Raw genomic sequence first — 14,810 nt, forward strand, 5'->3', positions numbered from 1 at the left:
TTGTTTAAATAAGCTTAAGTTTGAAAGAGGCTTTCTCTTTTTTTGTTTCACTAGATGTCTTTGTTTAATGTTGACTGTTAAAGATAATAAATGAACGGCCGGTTTATCTCTTTTTTTACAAAGGTATTACTGTCCGTAGCGTTGCTGCTTATGATTCTTTTTTCTGGCTTTTCTCAAACAGCTAGAAATTATGCAATAAGTCTTCAGACAGACAACGATTCCTATCTAATGATAAGGCAGGATCAATATTATACGAATGGACTTATTCTAACTTTTGATAAGCCGTTAAGGCATTCTGAGTCTCAAGTGGATCTCCTGAGTGTGCAGCTGGGGCACCAGCTTTTTAATGGTAGTCTAATATATGAGCAAAATGATCTACACTGGGACCGTCCTTCAACAGGTCGTTTTTTTATAAACACTCAATTTCAGCGGACTTACAAAAGCGATTGGTTGTGGAATGTCAAAGCTGAAGTGGGTACGGTAGGAGAGGCAGGAAAGGGAAAGCAGATCCAACATTTTATTCATAAGATGTTTAAAATGTATGAAGTGGAAAGTTGGGAGTCTAATTTGAAGAGCTCTATAGGTTTAGATTTGGAAGCTTCGGTCTTAAAGAGTTTTTGGAGGAGTGAGGGGGCACATTTTGAGGTTTCGGGAAAACTCGTAGGTAGGGGAGGGATGAATTTTTCACATATCTCGAGTCAGGCTATTTTCCGTGCAGGCAGACTTGCTCCTTATTCGCAGAGTAACTTTGTTGGAAACGGTGGTTTCTTCTCTGATGACAAGGAATCTTATTTTTTCTACGTTCCAGGATATATGTATCAATTTTACAACGCGACTATACAGGGCGGATTATTTGCACGCCGGAGAGAAGAGCGTTACGATATTTCCAAGAATGTTTTTTCCCATCAAGTCGGTTATGCTTATTCGCGAAGACGGTTTGCGATAGAGGCCGCGGTACTTTTTAATACGAGGGAAGGAAAAGAAATGTACAGTAACCATCAGTTTGCCCGCGTTAAAGTAGGGTTTAGATTTTAAGGGCCGCATTTCTACTATTTTAGTTGTTATCCTTACTCTGAATTTATGTAAGTTTGTTTAAAAATTAATAAGTTATTATGGGTTTTGTTGTAACTGCTGATGGTTCCAATACGCTATACCATGCCGAAGTAGGTGAGCATTATCATTCAAAACATGGTGCATTGCAGGAGAGTAAACATGTTTTTGTTCACTCTGGTCTAGCCTATTATGTACAGCAGGAGTGTGTGGATATGGTGGCCATCCTAGAAGTCGGGTTCGGTACAGGGCTTAATTTTTTGCAATCTGCGGATTATGCCTGCCGTGAAGGATTGAAACTGCGGTATTGTGGTGTAGAGGCTTACCCGTTGGCTGCTGATGTGGTTTTTGCGACGGGATATGATAACTATGTGGATGGGCGTATATGGAATGGATTTAAGAATGGGTATAAAGATGCTTGGGAGGATGCGGTAAGGCTTAATGCTGACGTAGAGTGGCGGATAGTTCATCAAAAGATTCTCGATTTTAAATGCGATCAATTATTTGATGTTGTTTATTTTGATGCATTTGCTGCGATCCACCAGCCTGAGATGTGGACAGATGAGACCTTAGCTCATATTTGTCAGTTTTTGAAGGTAGGAGGTGTGTTTGTCACCTATGCTATTACAGGTAATCTGAAACGCTCGATGAAAGCCCTAGGCTTTAAAATAGAAAAGGCTCCGGGTGCGCTAGGGAAAAGGGAAATGCTGCGTGCTGTAAAGTTGTAGCCAAGATTAAAGAGCAAAGATTGCTGGATGTTTTTAATCCTTGATCTTTGCTCCTTTTTCTATTTAGTGTCCTTCTGTTCCGTCAGCACCGTGAGAGTGACCATGAGCCAGCTCTTCTTCAGTTGCCGGGCGCATCGCAAGAATTTCAATGTCGAAGTTTAATTTCTTGCCCGCCATAGGGTGATTTAAATCTGCGACAACAACCTCAGGGCTGACTTCAACTACTACAGCACGGAACTGGTTTCCTTGATTATCTTGTAAAGGTAGTACTTCTCCAACAGGAGGCATACCTGTTTCATTAAACATATCTGCAGGCAGTTGAGCCATTGCTTTATCGTCTCTTTCTCCGTAAGCATCTATAGCTTCTAATGCAAAAGAAGTTTTGTCACCAATCTGAAGACCAGCAATATTTTCTTCGAATTTTGGTAACATCATTCCCACACCGTATAGAAATGTTAGCGGATTTTCTGTTGTTGTTTGTTCTACGAACGTTTGTTCTCCGTTTTCTTCAATTGTGTGAAGTGTGTAGTTCAACGTTACTACGTTGTTGTTTTCTATTGCCATTTTTTACTCTTTAAAGAGGTCTAAGCCTCGTTATCATTTATTAATTCAATCAATTGTGCAATCGACGGTTGAGGAAGACTACAGGTCTTGTTCCGACAAAGGTATGCTTTTGATTCCACTTCTCCTTTATTAACTAACAAAGGAAGTGTGGAATTTGTTCCTCCCAACATGATTTTGTTGGGGATATATAGTTTCTGTTCCAGTTGACTGCGCCATTCTGTGGCACTTTGCCCGGTTATAGCAATTTCATTAACTCCAAAGTGTAAGTCCAGTAATTGGGTGGCCCAGTTGGAATAAGCGGATCCGTAGCTGGCAATGTGTGGGTACACGTTTGCGAACACCTGATCCGCTATCGCTATAAAACCATCGTCGTCAAATAAAAGTCCAAGTTTATAGAGTTGGCGTACGATACTAGAGGCAGATCCTGGAATGACATTGTCCATAATTTCGCTTTTCCGAGCGATGAGTTCTTCACCATTATTGGCTGTATAATAGAATGTAGCGGTCTCTCTATCATAAAACAGGGTAATAGCACGGTCGGCCAGTTTTTTTGCTTTATATAACCAGATTTCTTCGAAGGTTGCTTCGTATAGTGCGATATAGGCTTCTATGGTGAAAGCATAATCGTCCAAAAAACCATCGATGCTTCTGTTGTGGTCTTTGGGCTGGTGCAATAAATAACCTTCCACAGTACAATCCATAGCTAAAAAGTGTGCTATACCTATCGCTGTAGATAGATACTCCGGATCAGCGAAAGTACGATATGCATCTACGAGTCCTTTTGCTAATAGGGCATTCCAGCCCGTAAGTTGTTTGTTATCCAATCCTGGGCGAACTCTTGTGGCACGGTACTGAAGCAGCTTCGATTTGATTTCTGTTAAATACGCTGCCCAATCATCTGCAGTAAAGCCGGCCTCCTCAATGAGATGGTTATTCTTACTATTTACAAATGGGATGTTGGTCTGCTCTTCACTCCAATTGCCCTCATCGGTGATATTGAAGTAGTTGCGTGCGATTTCGGCATCAGCGCCTAATATGTCAAATTCTTTGTGCTGAAACGTGTAAAATTTTCCTTCTATACCTTCGCTGTCTGCATCCAATGCACTGTAGAAACCTCCATTTGGAGCTTTCATCTCCCGTATAGCCCAAGCGATTGTTTCTTGTACTACCCGTTTGTATTGTGGGGTGGGACTCTGTTGGTATGCTTCACTGTATAAGGAAATTAACTGTCCGTTGTCGTATAACATTTTTTCGAAATGAGGTACATGCCAACGTTCATCAACAGCGTATCGGCAAAAGCCTCCTCCGATATGATCGTATATTCCTCCGTTGGCAATTTGCTCTAGGGTAAAGTGTACATGAGATAGTATCTCTGGGTCTTTTGCTAGTGTGGCATAACGTAAGAGAAAGATCCAGTTATTGGGTAACGGGAATTTTGGTGCTCTGCGGTAGCCTCCATCCCGGTAATCAAAATGTTCTTTCCATGGTAGGACGACTGTTTTAAGGTCTTTTAGACTATATTGTTCGGGGATCTGTGCTATAGGCAGCTGTTCGGCCTGCTGTATACCTGCGGTCAATTTGCTCGCATAATCTAGAGCGACCTCGGGTGTTTCTTCCCACATCTGCGCAATTTGTAATAAAATATGCTGCCAATCCTGGGGTTTGAAATAGGTGCCTCCATAAATGGGACGACCATCGGGAAGGCAGATTACATTTAGAGGCCATCCTCCGGATTTTGTCATTAATTGTACTGCGATCATATAGATCTGATCAATGTCCGGTCGCTCTTCGCGATCTATTTTTATGGAAACGTAAAATTTGTTCATGGTTTGTGCAATAGCTTCATTTTCGAAGCTTTCGCGTTCCATAACGTGGCACCAGTGACAGGCAGAATAACCAATACTGATGACGATCAACTTATTTTCCTGCTTTGCTTTAGCGAGTGCTTCCTCACCCCATGGCATCCATTGTACGGGGTTGTTCATGTGTTGTTTGAGGTAGGGGGAAGTTTCGTTCTGAAGTTTGTTTGCCATATAACGAAGGTACACAAAAGTTGGTTAGCCGTAGCTTGCATTACTTTAATATTTTGCTGTTAATGCGGTAAATAAAATTTCATTTAGATTGGTTTTATTGTTGTTTAGTGATAATTGATCTTTAGAAGCGATGCTTTTTTCTACTGATCCTCCTATTTTACGAACTTGCCTAAGCATTTTTCTAAACTTGCCTAAGCAAGTTTAGAAAAATGCTTAGGCAAAATTTAAAATGACCGCGGTCATTTTGAAGAAAAAGTAGTGGATTTTATTTCTTTAAAGGGATGTGTGTCGTAGGAGCTCCATATAGCGGCTACAATCCATTTGTTTTTCACATGGTACAAAGAGTTGTATTTCATGGATGATGCCTTGTTAACTTTTGGTTAATAGCGGAGCGGTTATTCTGTTATTGTTTGCATGAGCGTACCGGTTCCTCCGGACAAGCTCGCAAAATCGATCCCATCCTCTAGGTTGATAACAGCGCAATGGGATGTTTTTAGCTCTATGTAACTATTGCAAATATAGTTTGTCAGATCAGACAAACCGGGGTTGTGGCCAAATACCACGAGTGTATTGATATGGGCAGGTATCTGGTTGATAATATGAAGAATATCCAGATAATAGGCTTCATATATCGCTTTGGTCTGTAGGATGTTCTGTAAAGGGAACTCTAAGGAGGAGCAAAAGATATGTGCTGTCTGTATCGCTCTGTTGGCTGTAGATGAAAGTACAGCAGTATTATCATCTATTGTTATGACTTCTTTTAAGCTGTTGGCGATGTGTTGTGCCCTGACAGCACCTTTATCCATTATATTCCGGTCAAAGTCTTTCTTGTCCCAAGTAGGAATTTCGGCTTTGGCATGACGGACAATAAAGAGTTTTTTGGCGGACATTCGGCTAGTATTATTTTAAGTAATTAAGCTTGGTTTTAAACCGTAAAAACCCATCCTTAAGGCGGTAGGTAGACCCCATCTCATCATAAATATTGGTTTCAAAATGTGCTTCTATCCTTACCGAGTTGTCCGCTAAACTGTCAATGTTCACAATGTGGAAATAGGAATCGTCCTGTATGTTTTTGTTTAATTTGGAACGCAAGACAACGGATGAGGCTGGTACTGACGTGCTCCATCTTTTTATATGCTGTAGGGGGGCTAATTCTAGGCTAACGCCATACGTTGTGTTTTCAAGATCTCTATCGATAGCAAAGGATTTGGCACCAACACGAAATGTAGTGTCATCGGTAATAGGGACAAATAGATCATTTATCTGTGTAAGATCATCGGTTGCGAACTTCTGACTTATTCCAAATGATATATTAGAAAGTCCAGGGACTTCAAAAGAATAGGTATGCTCGAATAAAAGCGAGTCTTTTTCCCCATACCACCAATACCCTCCAATAACATAAGCTGCGTCTCGATTGTTTAAGATATCAGCGTAAGGCTTGATGTTCGATTGTTTATTCGCAAAACCGAAGCCATTTAGTTTGGTGGAAGAGTATGTTGTGTTTTCCAGTGTAAAAGAAATGGAGTCTCTGTTGTGAAGATCATCATGCTCTAATTCCTGCGCTGTCATGCCTTCGTTTTCCTTCTCACAGGAAACCGACAGTACGGCAAAAAGAAGGACTAGGATAGGAATTAGAGATTTCATAATGTTTAGTTATTCAGTCAAATATAATGATAATATTTTAAATAAATACTAAGGGAAAACATTGTTCATAAAAAAGAATGGGTATTCATATCTATTCTTGATAACTGCAAAGTAAGGTAAATTTTGTCATTGTTGTCGTAAATCACTTGAGGATGTCTTGAAGTGATTTATATGCCTTAAATAATCCTACTTTTTATCCCAGCTTAGCAAGGCAACAGGTTGTATATTATATATTTTGGTGGTTTTTGGGAAACACCCATTTTCAGGACATGTAGTCAAGCAGTCTGATTATGTTGCTTAAGTCTTCCAATCTCTTATGGGTATACGGTAGAGGAGATCGTGAGCGTTACTGAAATTTTTTAAAGATTCTAAGGTACTTGTAATGCTTACTTTTGTAACATACAACTTCCTCAACCGTTTTCTTGAGAGTACGTAGAGGATTTTTTGATTCTAGGATATGTGTTTTACTGAAATTTCTTAACCCCTATTTTCTTTAAAATTCGAAAACCTTTGGAAGATTGTATCCTTCTGAGTATATACTGAGTTTCTACATGTTCAATGTAATCATTGTAAAATAATGGAAACTCTTGCTCTAGGAATTGTTTTCTTTCATCTAAAATTCTTGATTGATTTTTCGGGTCTGAGCTCATTCCATCTGTGTCAAATATTGTTATTGTTTGATCTATATGTCTTGTTAGTACGTGTTCCTTAGCGATAACTTTTGTAAAAAAAACCCAATCAGCAATTATTTTATAGTGTTGATCATAATATCCGTATTTTTCGAATAGTTCCTTTTTTATAAAAGTCGCTGGGTGTCCTAGCGATGCCGTGAACAAGAAGTTGAATGTTAATTTTGAAGGATATTTATATAGGACTGCCCCTTTCTTTTCTGCAAAAATAAGGTTTCCATATATTATATCTTCGTTTTTTAATTGCGGTATAACGTTTTCAATAGTTGTTATTTCATTTAGGAAGTCTCCACTATTTAGAAATAATAGATATTCTCCTTTTGCTTCTTTGATTCCTTTATTCATAGCGTCATATACCCCTGAATCTTTTTCTGATTTCCAAAAGTTGATACGAGTATTATTTCCGATAAGCTCTCTACTTCCGTCATTTGAGCAACCATCGATAACAATATATTCAAAGTCTTGATATGTCTGTTCAGAAATTGATTTAAACGTCTTTTCTAAACCTGCTCTATTATTTAGATTTATCGTAATTATCGAAATTTTCATATCTATTGTTATAGCGTATATTTAAGGTCAAATGTAACAAAGATCGTTTGGATTACGTTTGATAAAGTGTATATAAAAAAATAATTGCCATTTTTGCGTATGATACAAGAGCATTCCCCTTTAATTAGTGTCGTTATCCCATGTTACAACAGTGAAAAGACGATTTTAGAAACAGTAAATTCTGTATTTAGTCAGAACTTCGAAGATTTTGAAATTATCATGGTGGATGACGGTTCTATCGACAATACATTAAGATTAATAAGACAGTTTGGAGATAATCCAAAAGTCACTATATTTTCGCAAGAGAATAAAGGACAGTCTAGCGCAAGAAATACTGGCCTTAAGCATGTTAGAGGGAAATATGTGTTTTTTCTTGATTCTGATGATCTCCTCGCAAACAATTATATGGAGGAGTGTGTAAATGTATTTGAAAATGAAGATGACGTTTTGATGGTTTATAGCGATATGCAGTTATTTGAACGAGATGACTACATTTTTAAATTAGATGATTTCCGTATAAGGGAATTTTTAATTCAAAACTGTATCCCTGCTTTTTGTATGGTGAAAGTCGAGCATTTAAGGAAAATCGAAGGTTTTGATGAACGTCTTCGAAATAACGAAGACTGGGAGTGTTGGATAAGAATGATTAAAACATTTAAAGGTAAAGTTGTCAAAATACCTAAACCTCTCTATTTTTACAGGAAGCGTTTGGAAGAGAACTCAGTATCTGACCTAAGTATAAAGAATGACGAAGTAGATAGCGTCTTCTTATATGTTTTTAATAAGCATTATGAATTCTATAGGGAGAATGGTCTTGGGATCTGGGATTTCTTTGGTAACGTTATGCATCTAGGTGCTTATAAAAGTAAGTACTATAACGTGTGGTATAAGCGCTTGTTTTATAAATACTTTAATAAAAGTAAGTATTTGGGGTTATCCCAACAAACGCCATTTTTTAGGTGGAAGTAATCCGATGAGTATTTATTAATATGTTACGTCAGAAACTTGTTAGTGTTATAATACCGGCTTATAACGCACAAAATACAATCATAGACTGTTTGCAATCAGTCGAAAATCAGCTATACAAGAATATTGAAGTAATATTGATAGATGATGGATCGATTGATAAAACATTTGAGACAGCTTTAGCTTTTAAGAGTTTGAACCCTAATATGACTATTGAACTGTTCTCTCAGTCCAATAGAGGACCTTCGGCTGCTCGTAATGAGGGGCTTAGGTGTGCAAATGGTGAGTTTGTTGTTTTTTTAGACTCAGACGATAAACTTGATTCAAGCTTTATAGAGAAATGCTTGATAAATTTTGAGAATAATCCAACGTTAAATCTAGTATATTCTGGAGTAAGACAGTTTGGCAGGGAGAGTAAAGACTCCTATTTCGGGGATTTTAGTCTAAATCGGTTTCTGAGGACTAACGTTATTCCAGTATTTGCTATGGTAAGGCGCTCTCATTTACTCGCAGTTGGCGGCTTCGATGAAAACCTTCGTAACCATGAAGATTGGGAGTTATGGATTCGGATAATATCTCAATATGGGCCGTTTGTATGTCAGATTAAAGAGCCGTTGTATCATTACAGAAAAAGAATAGAGCGTGATTCAATAACCGATAAAACCGAAGAGGGGAATAATATTGAAATGAGCTACTGTTACATTTATAAGAAGCACTATGAGTTCTATTTTAAGAATGGCTTTGGTATATATGATCTCCTTGTAAAGTCAAAGTACGAAGAGAAGTATTATAATACTTGGTACCGAAAGCTATTCTACAGGCTCAAAAGAAAAAATTAGAATGCTTTTATTTCGATGAAAGGTTGTTCCTCAAAAAGATAATTTAACCAGTTTTGAAGGCTGTATTTGATTTTTATTTGAGAAGATATTTCTACTAATTCTGCATCAAGAAACTGTTCTAGTTGATTTTCATTTTCTCCATCCCATATAAAAATATTATTGGGATGATAAAAATCATATTTAGCTATATGTTTGTTTGTGGTGATTAATTTCTTGCTATAATTGAGGCTTTCAAATGCTCTGAATGATAAACCGGATTGTCTTTTGTTGTGTAAATCAATCAAAAGAGTAGATTCTTTTACATTTGAGAGGTTTTTATCATAAGGAATAGCTTCATTTATACTAGAGATATTGTTTTGCTTGAGCAATTCAATTTCTCTCTTTTTTTTTGTTTTTAGAGTAAAGCAACAGCAATATTTAAGCTGTTCTAACTTGTTTTTTAATAGAATTGATTGTTGTAATCTATCTTCGTCGCAACTTCCTAATAAGTATGCTGTTTTTTTGTTGTTAGTTGCTGCAGGTGATAGGTTTGGGAAGTAAAAATTTGTTGTTAGTTTAGTATTCGGATAGAGCAAATAGTCTTCATGATCAAATACGAAAAAACGATTAAATAGGTTTAAATATTTTGTTACCTGGGGAAACCGATTGATGCTGTCCCAATGATAAGCTGTAGTTTTATAGGTGATTCCTTGGATTTTTTGTATGAAATCAACAGGATACATGTCTGGTCGTATAAAAAGTGCCAAGTCAGCAGTCTTTATTTTTGAAAGTTCTTTGTTTAAAAAAAGGCTTCTTTCCTTTAATTTCAACTTATTTTTATACTCCTTATCGTTTAGAAAAACTTTTCTAAAAGTGTTAATCACTCTAGAAATAGGGTTCTTATATTTGTATTGGCCGTCTTCAATCGGAAAACCCAATACAGTGTATTCTAAGTCTTCAAGGCCTCTTTTTATGGCTTCGAATAAACCGAAGTCCGATGGTGCGCAAAGGATTATTGTTTTTTTTCGCATCAACTATCCTATCTTAACTCTGCATGAGTGTTAAAGAATCTCGATAACTATTCCATATCCAGAATTGGCCAGCACAGTATTTTGGAAGAACTGTTGTCGCTAATACCTTCCTGTTGAAAGATGAGGTCGATGATTTGCAGTGTAATCTATTGAATATAAGTTTATTTCTGAAGTATATTCGTTTTATTTTACGTTTTTTAGCAGCAGACTTGATCGAGCTTGAACCGAGGTGAAAGCATATGGCTTCTTTAATAAAATAGCTTTTCCACCCTTTCTGCATGGCTCTGAAGCTCAAGTCGTCGTCTTCAAAATAGTAAGGACTGAATATCGGATTGAAACCACGAAGTTCCTTTAGTTTATTGGTGTCATAAACAGAGTTGGCTCCGGATACGAAATGAGTTTCATTGTTGGAATGGTTTGCATATTTTTTGACGGAGAAAATACGTTGCTTGTACAGTATTCCGGTGGTCTGGGGTTTACAACTACTATCAATAGCCTGTCCCATTATTGCGAAAGTATTTTGGTCGACAAAGCTTTCCAGACAAACTTTGATATAATTTGGTGTTAACTGTATGTCTGAATTAAGAAGTAACAGTCTGTCTCCCTGGGCTGCCATTATTCCTCTATTACAGGTTTTGGAAAAGCCAAGGTTTTTATCGTTTTGAATAACCTTTATTTCAGGATAATTTGATCTTAAAAACTCTACGGAAGAGTCTGAAGAGCAGTCGTCTACTATAATAAATTCATATTCCGCTCTCGCTACATCTAAGGATGCAAATACAGAGGGAAGAAATTTCTCTAAAAGGGTTCTTCCATTATAATTGGGAATAAGGACTGTAATTGTCATATGCAAAGATATAATTTATATTTCTACGTTAAAAGTGTTGTATATGCTACATTTGTGCCAAACTTTTTTTTATCCATATTAACCAAATATTATTCATGAGGGGATTATTATTGTACTTTGCGTTATTTTTCAATGGCTTTATCTATTACTTATCATTGGAGAAAACCTATTTTGAAGAGTTGCTAATCATTTCTCTGGTGATGTTTACGTTTTACATTTTCCTAGGATATTTATATCGGCGGGGAGGAATAGTAGCGAGATGCCTGGTGGTGATAGGGCTTATCCTTTTGTCTTTTAACCAAGTTTTGGCTATAACGACTTCCTTGATCTATCAGTCAAAATTTACTTATGGTATGGCGTTGAGTTTACTGAACACCAACTGGGGTGAAGCTTGGAGTATGATCTCTACAATGATGTTGGCGGTATTTTTATTTGTTGTACTTTTTACCTTTCATTATTTTGTAGTTAACAATATACCGAATTACTTAGCAAGCTCTAGATCTACTGTTTATATCATGTTTCTATGGTTGTTGATCCCACTATGTTCGATGGTATACTATCAGTCTAAAAGTAGCGTCGTGGAAAGTAGGTGGTCTGCTTTTTTTCGGAATACGATGTTTTTTAATTTCAGGACGTTGAGCCAAGCAGCCGACGAACGTTTGGAGCTGAGTGAAATAAGAAGCTACAAGGCTGATTATTCAAATATGATTCTTGAAAAACAGCGGGTTAAAAATATTGTAATGGTAATCGGTGAGTCCGCGCGTAGGCAAAATATGTCATTATACGGGTACCACCGTTTGACTACCCCTCATCAGGATAAAAGAAAACAAGAGATGAAGTTGTATGGGAACTTGGTTAGTCAGGCTGGTATAACTTTATTGTCTGTGCCGATGTTATTATCTACTGTTGCTGAAGATAACTACAATTTGGGAAAAAGTCAGTTTGGTGATAATATTCTGAGGTTAGCGAATCACCTGAACTATCGCACGTACTGGCTTAGTACGCAAGAACAGGGAAATATGTATGTTTCTACGGTGAGTAACATGGCTTCTTTTGCAGATGATACAAAGTGGTTTGCAGGTTATGATGAAATATTGCTGAATGAAGTGGATAAGATACTAACAGAACGTGCTGATGAACATAATCTGATAATTCTCCATATCAATGGCTCTCATTCCAATGCCTGTGACAAATATCCCTCTGAACATCATGTTTTAAGTAGCGATAGCAGTGTAATTGACTGTTATGATAATTCTGTAAGGTATACCGATCATATCTTGGGAAGTATCTTTGACAAATTGGAAAACCACGATGCTGCATTGGTGTATTTATCCGATCATGCAGAAAAACTGCATAATAATCGCTTTATACACTCGGATTCAAAGGAAGGTACCGAAATTCCTTATTATATTTGGTATTCGCCGTTGGTTGCGCCCGAATTGGTTGATAAAGGAAGAATTGATACATTGGAGTCTTTGAGAATAAATTATTATGAGATAGCTCGGCTGCTCGGTGTAAACACTTCGGGGATCCGCAAAAATGGAAATATTAGATATCTTAAATCGGACTTGTCTGTTGTAGATTATGAAAAATTAAATCCCTAGCGATGGTAAGTATTGTAGTTCCCTGTTTTAATCATGGTCATTTTTTGAAAGAAACTATATATTCTATATTAGCGTCTTTTTATAAAAATGTGGAAATAATTATCGTAGACGATGGATCTACCGATGATAGTAGATTGGTTGCTGATCGCTTGGTGAAAGAATTTACAAATGTGAGTTATCTGTATCAAGAGAATCAAGGGCCATCTGCGGCTAGGAATAATGGGATTGCTCAAGCTAAAGGGGTATATATACTGCCTATAGATGCGGATGACTTAATTAGTCCTGATTATATCGGTAAGGCAGTAGATGTTTTGGAAAGCCGGCCCAAGGTGAAAGTAGTATATGCTGAAGCCGAGAAGTTTGGCGCCGTAAACAAATTATGGAAGTTGAAGTCTTATTCAAGGAAAGCCCTTGCGATGGACAATATGATCTATGTGAGCGCCGTATTTAGAAAGGCTGACTGGTCTCGAGTGGGGGGATATACGGAGGATGCTGTCCTTGTCCGCGAAGACTGGGAGTTTTGGATTAAGATGTTGAAAGATGGAGGGGAGGTTGTAAAATTACCGTTTGTAGGCTTTTATTACCGGATACATTCTTCGTCAAGGAGGAGGAGTATGTCTAAGGCAAAGAAAAATGCCGAAATAGATTATTTAAATCTTCATCATATCGAGTTCTTTAAAGAGACTATAGCGGGGCCCTTACGTAAATCTAGATCGCTGTCTCCGTGGATCAACCGTTTTTTTTCAAGTTGAAGTCTGATGTTTTACTATCCCCTATGATATATTCCAGCATTCTTTGTCGTATCTACAGGGAGGCTTCTTGAGATGTGCGATTGGTACCGCAGTACACAAGGGTGGAATATATTCCCAAACAAAGTCCATTCCAAGGGGTATCGGGTTGATCGACCTTGGTAAGTGAATTTGATCATTTGAAATAGCCTCTTTATTGGAGATCTGCCGACTATCTTTTTATCTCGTGGATGTTTGGACGGGTATTGGTGTAAGGTATCCGCGTGTTTATTTAATATATTCTCAATGCCATATAGTAATTGCTTACTCAAAGGAGTATTTGGTCGTCCGACCCAAGATGGAACAGCGATGAGATCCCTGTAGTAATCTGGCATATAGCGGTTCATCGTATCGTATGTACGGGCGGCTCCATTGGGATGTTCAGGTCTTCCTACCATCCATATATCCGGATTTTTAAACTCTTTCCATACCTTAGCATAAGAGACTTCTGTTGCTTTCACATCATGCCATCCGCCCCCATAATGATGTAAAAGGTATGCTCGAATATAATCGGAGCGATGTACAATGCTTAAATGGTAATAGGCCTTCGGCAGGGGATGTTCATTTTTAAGAAATAGCTGAAGATTTTGAGGGGTAACTAAGCACACAGGAACACCGATATGTCTGACTAGATAAGAAAAACTCAATTTCCTATTACCTGTCATAGCTGCTCCTTCCCAATAACACCAAATTACAAAAGGAACTCCATTGACATAGGTTAAATCTTCGGGTTTTTCAATGGTTTGCATTTTATATCTTATCCCTTCTCTTGGTAAACTTAAGCCAGTAATATTTTATGGGATTGGTATACTTCAGTTGTTTCCAGGGTCTGCTACCATGGGGTTTATGAAGTACGGGAGTATCTAATAGTACATAGTTCTTAAAGCCGTTCTCTAAAGAAGCATAAGAAATCGTAGTATCGAACCAGTCTTTCGATTTATCGAGATGTTCAAAGCTATATTTGGATAAAAAAGAGTGGCTCAATAGGGTACAACAGAAACTTAGACTTCTTTCGGTCTCTATCGCAGTTCCTTTCTTCCCTTTGAATTTTAGGTATGGAAAGTTTACCACGCCCTCGTAGTCGACGGTTACAGCACCGACCATTCCGATATCTGGAGTTTGTTCCGTAAATTGTAGGAGCGTATTTAATGAGGAAGATTTTACCTCTACATCAGATTCTACAATAATTAAGGGAAGATTACATTTTAGGGCCTTTGCTTGAGCGTCTTTCAGTACCGTGAAATAGTTAGGGGAGGGGGTATTTGTGAGCGAAGACAAATGTATATAATGATAGCCTAATACCGTAGCGTTATCGGATAGGGATTTAGAGATGTTATCATCACTAAAATCGTCATAAACATAGTAAATTAGTTCTATGTCGCTATTTTTAATAGCTTTGATGGTTTCTAGCGTATTCTCCAATGAATTCTTTACCGGAGTGACTACAATAGCTTTATACATGCTCATATCTGACACAAAGTTATTATTAATTCCGGATA

15 protein-coding genes are annotated in these 14,810 nt (G+C 37.6%); 6 read left to right on the forward strand and 9 right to left on the reverse strand.

The features are described 5' to 3' along the window. Positions 1 to 90 precede the first annotated feature (90 nt). Positions 91 to 1,035, forward strand: coding sequence for a lipid A-modifier LpxR family protein (locus JKG61_RS03455; protein WP_202101607.1), 945 nt, complete (start codon positions 91 to 93; stop codon positions 1,033 to 1,035). A 77-nt stretch (positions 1,036 to 1,112) separates the two neighbouring features. Then, complete coding sequence (mnmD, locus tag JKG61_RS03460; RefSeq protein WP_202101608.1) at positions 1,113 to 1,778, forward strand: tRNA (5-methylaminomethyl-2-thiouridine)(34)-methyltransferase MnmD; 666 nt, start codon at positions 1,113 to 1,115, stop codon at positions 1,776 to 1,778. Positions 1,779 to 1,841: 63 nt separating this feature from the next. Here mnmD and JKG61_RS03465 read toward each other — a convergent pair whose 3' ends face one another. The 5 genes from JKG61_RS03465 to JKG61_RS03485 form a co-directional block, all read right to left on the reverse strand. Continuing rightward, positions 1,842 to 2,342, reverse strand: coding sequence for an FKBP-type peptidyl-prolyl cis-trans isomerase (locus JKG61_RS03465; RefSeq protein ID WP_202101609.1), 501 nt, complete (start codon positions 2,340 to 2,342; stop codon positions 1,842 to 1,844). Positions 2,343 to 2,362: 20 nt separating this feature from the next. Further along, positions 2,363 to 4,375, reverse strand: coding sequence for a thioredoxin domain-containing protein (locus JKG61_RS03470; protein WP_202101610.1), 2,013 nt, complete (start codon positions 4,373 to 4,375; stop codon positions 2,363 to 2,365). A 395-nt stretch (positions 4,376 to 4,770) separates the two neighbouring features. Further along, positions 4,771 to 5,265 (reverse strand): SixA phosphatase family protein, encoded by a 495-nt coding sequence (locus JKG61_RS03475; RefSeq protein WP_202101611.1) that lies wholly within the window; start codon positions 5,263 to 5,265, stop codon positions 4,771 to 4,773. 10 nt (positions 5,266 to 5,275) lie between these two features. Then, complete coding sequence (locus JKG61_RS03480; protein WP_202101612.1) at positions 5,276 to 6,019, reverse strand: hypothetical protein; 744 nt, start codon at positions 6,017 to 6,019, stop codon at positions 5,276 to 5,278. 464 nt (positions 6,020 to 6,483) lie between these two features. Continuing rightward, positions 6,484 to 7,257, reverse strand: coding sequence for a glycosyltransferase family 2 protein (locus JKG61_RS03485; RefSeq protein WP_202101613.1), 774 nt, complete (start codon positions 7,255 to 7,257; stop codon positions 6,484 to 6,486). A 99-nt stretch (positions 7,258 to 7,356) separates the two neighbouring features. Here JKG61_RS03485 and JKG61_RS03490 point away from each other — a divergent pair, with 99 nt between their 5' ends. After that, positions 7,357 to 8,226 (forward strand): glycosyltransferase family 2 protein, encoded by an 870-nt coding sequence (locus JKG61_RS03490; RefSeq protein WP_202101614.1) that lies wholly within the window; start codon positions 7,357 to 7,359, stop codon positions 8,224 to 8,226. 20 nt (positions 8,227 to 8,246) lie between these two features. Then, on the forward strand, positions 8,247 to 9,062 hold the full coding sequence (locus JKG61_RS03495) for a glycosyltransferase family A protein (protein WP_202101615.1): 816 nt from the start codon (positions 8,247 to 8,249) through the stop codon (positions 9,060 to 9,062). On the opposite strand, the gene JKG61_RS03500 is transcribed toward JKG61_RS03495, so the two are convergent. Both JKG61_RS03500 and JKG61_RS03505 read right to left on the reverse strand, forming a co-directional pair. Further along, complete coding sequence (locus tag JKG61_RS03500; protein WP_202101616.1) at positions 9,059 to 10,072, reverse strand: hypothetical protein; 1,014 nt, start codon at positions 10,070 to 10,072, stop codon at positions 9,059 to 9,061. The two genes, JKG61_RS03495 and JKG61_RS03500, sit on opposite strands and share 4 nt — an antisense overlap. Positions 10,073 to 10,085: 13 nt before the next feature. Next, positions 10,086 to 10,919: a glycosyltransferase family 2 protein gene (locus tag JKG61_RS03505; protein WP_202101617.1), complete on the reverse strand. Its 834-nt coding sequence runs from the start codon at positions 10,917 to 10,919 to the stop codon at positions 10,086 to 10,088. Between the two features lie 95 nt (positions 10,920 to 11,014). Here JKG61_RS03505 and JKG61_RS03510 point away from each other — a divergent pair, with 95 nt between their 5' ends. Both JKG61_RS03510 and JKG61_RS03515 read left to right on the forward strand, forming a co-directional pair. Continuing rightward, positions 11,015 to 12,523: a phosphoethanolamine transferase gene (locus tag JKG61_RS03510; protein ID WP_202101618.1), complete on the forward strand. Its 1,509-nt coding sequence runs from the start codon at positions 11,015 to 11,017 to the stop codon at positions 12,521 to 12,523. Between the two features lie 2 nt (positions 12,524 to 12,525). Further along, entirely contained in the window at positions 12,526 to 13,275 is a 750-nt protein-coding gene (locus JKG61_RS03515; RefSeq protein WP_262896188.1) for a glycosyltransferase family A protein, read from the forward strand. A 14-nt stretch (positions 13,276 to 13,289) separates the two neighbouring features. Here JKG61_RS03515 and JKG61_RS03520 read toward each other — a convergent pair whose 3' ends face one another. Together JKG61_RS03520 and JKG61_RS03525 are read right to left on the reverse strand one after the other, a co-directional pair. Then, positions 13,290 to 14,060 carry a glycosyltransferase family 32 protein gene (locus JKG61_RS03520; RefSeq protein WP_202101620.1) on the reverse strand — a complete coding sequence of 257 codons (771 nt, stop codon included), beginning with the start codon at positions 14,058 to 14,060 and terminating at the stop codon, positions 13,290 to 13,292. Between the two features lies 1 nt (position 14,061). Further along, the gene (locus JKG61_RS03525; protein WP_202101621.1) at positions 14,062 to 14,778 is read right to left on the reverse strand and encodes a glycosyltransferase family A protein; all 717 of its coding nucleotides are present in this window, start codon (positions 14,776 to 14,778) and stop codon (positions 14,062 to 14,064) included. Positions 14,779 to 14,810: the final 32 nt, after the last annotated feature.

The sequence above is a fragment of the Sphingobacterium faecale genome, from assembly GCF_016746095.1.
In the GTDB taxonomy this organism is placed as follows: Bacteria; Bacteroidota; Bacteroidia; order Sphingobacteriales; family Sphingobacteriaceae; genus Sphingobacterium; species Sphingobacterium faecale.

Excerpts from the sequence above, each read along its gene's own strand:
- JKG61_RS03455 (WP_202101607.1), top strand. The coding sequence starts at position 91 with ATGAACGGCCGGTTTATCTCTTTTTTTACAAAGGTATTACTGTCCGTA.
- mnmD (WP_202101608.1), top strand. The coding sequence starts at position 1,113 with ATGGGTTTTGTTGTAACTGCTGATGGTTCCAATACGCTATACCATGCC.
- JKG61_RS03465 (WP_202101609.1), bottom strand. The coding sequence starts at position 2,342 with ATGGCAATAGAAAACAACAACGTAGTAACGTTGAACTACACACTTCAC.
- JKG61_RS03470 (WP_202101610.1), bottom strand. The coding sequence starts at position 4,375 with ATGGCAAACAAACTTCAGAACGAAACTTCCCCCTACCTCAAACAACAC.
- JKG61_RS03475 (WP_202101611.1), bottom strand. The coding sequence starts at position 5,265 with ATGTCCGCCAAAAAACTCTTTATTGTCCGTCATGCCAAAGCCGAAATT.
- JKG61_RS03480 (WP_202101612.1), bottom strand. The coding sequence starts at position 6,019 with ATGAAATCTCTAATTCCTATCCTAGTCCTTCTTTTTGCCGTACTGTCG.
- JKG61_RS03485 (WP_202101613.1), bottom strand. The coding sequence starts at position 7,257 with ATGAAAATTTCGATAATTACGATAAATCTAAATAATAGAGCAGGTTTA.
- JKG61_RS03490 (WP_202101614.1), top strand. The coding sequence starts at position 7,357 with ATGATACAAGAGCATTCCCCTTTAATTAGTGTCGTTATCCCATGTTAC.
- JKG61_RS03495 (WP_202101615.1), top strand. The coding sequence starts at position 8,247 with ATGTTACGTCAGAAACTTGTTAGTGTTATAATACCGGCTTATAACGCA.
- JKG61_RS03500 (WP_202101616.1), bottom strand. The coding sequence starts at position 10,072 with ATGCGAAAAAAAACAATAATCCTTTGCGCACCATCGGACTTCGGTTTA.
- JKG61_RS03505 (WP_202101617.1), bottom strand. The coding sequence starts at position 10,919 with ATGACAATTACAGTCCTTATTCCCAATTATAATGGAAGAACCCTTTTA.
- JKG61_RS03510 (WP_202101618.1), top strand. The coding sequence starts at position 11,015 with ATGAGGGGATTATTATTGTACTTTGCGTTATTTTTCAATGGCTTTATC.
- JKG61_RS03515 (WP_262896188.1), top strand. The coding sequence starts at position 12,526 with ATGGTAAGTATTGTAGTTCCCTGTTTTAATCATGGTCATTTTTTGAAA.
- JKG61_RS03520 (WP_202101620.1), bottom strand. The coding sequence starts at position 14,060 with ATGCAAACCATTGAAAAACCCGAAGATTTAACCTATGTCAATGGAGTT.
- JKG61_RS03525 (WP_202101621.1), bottom strand. The coding sequence starts at position 14,778 with ATGAGCATGTATAAAGCTATTGTAGTCACTCCGGTAAAGAATTCATTG.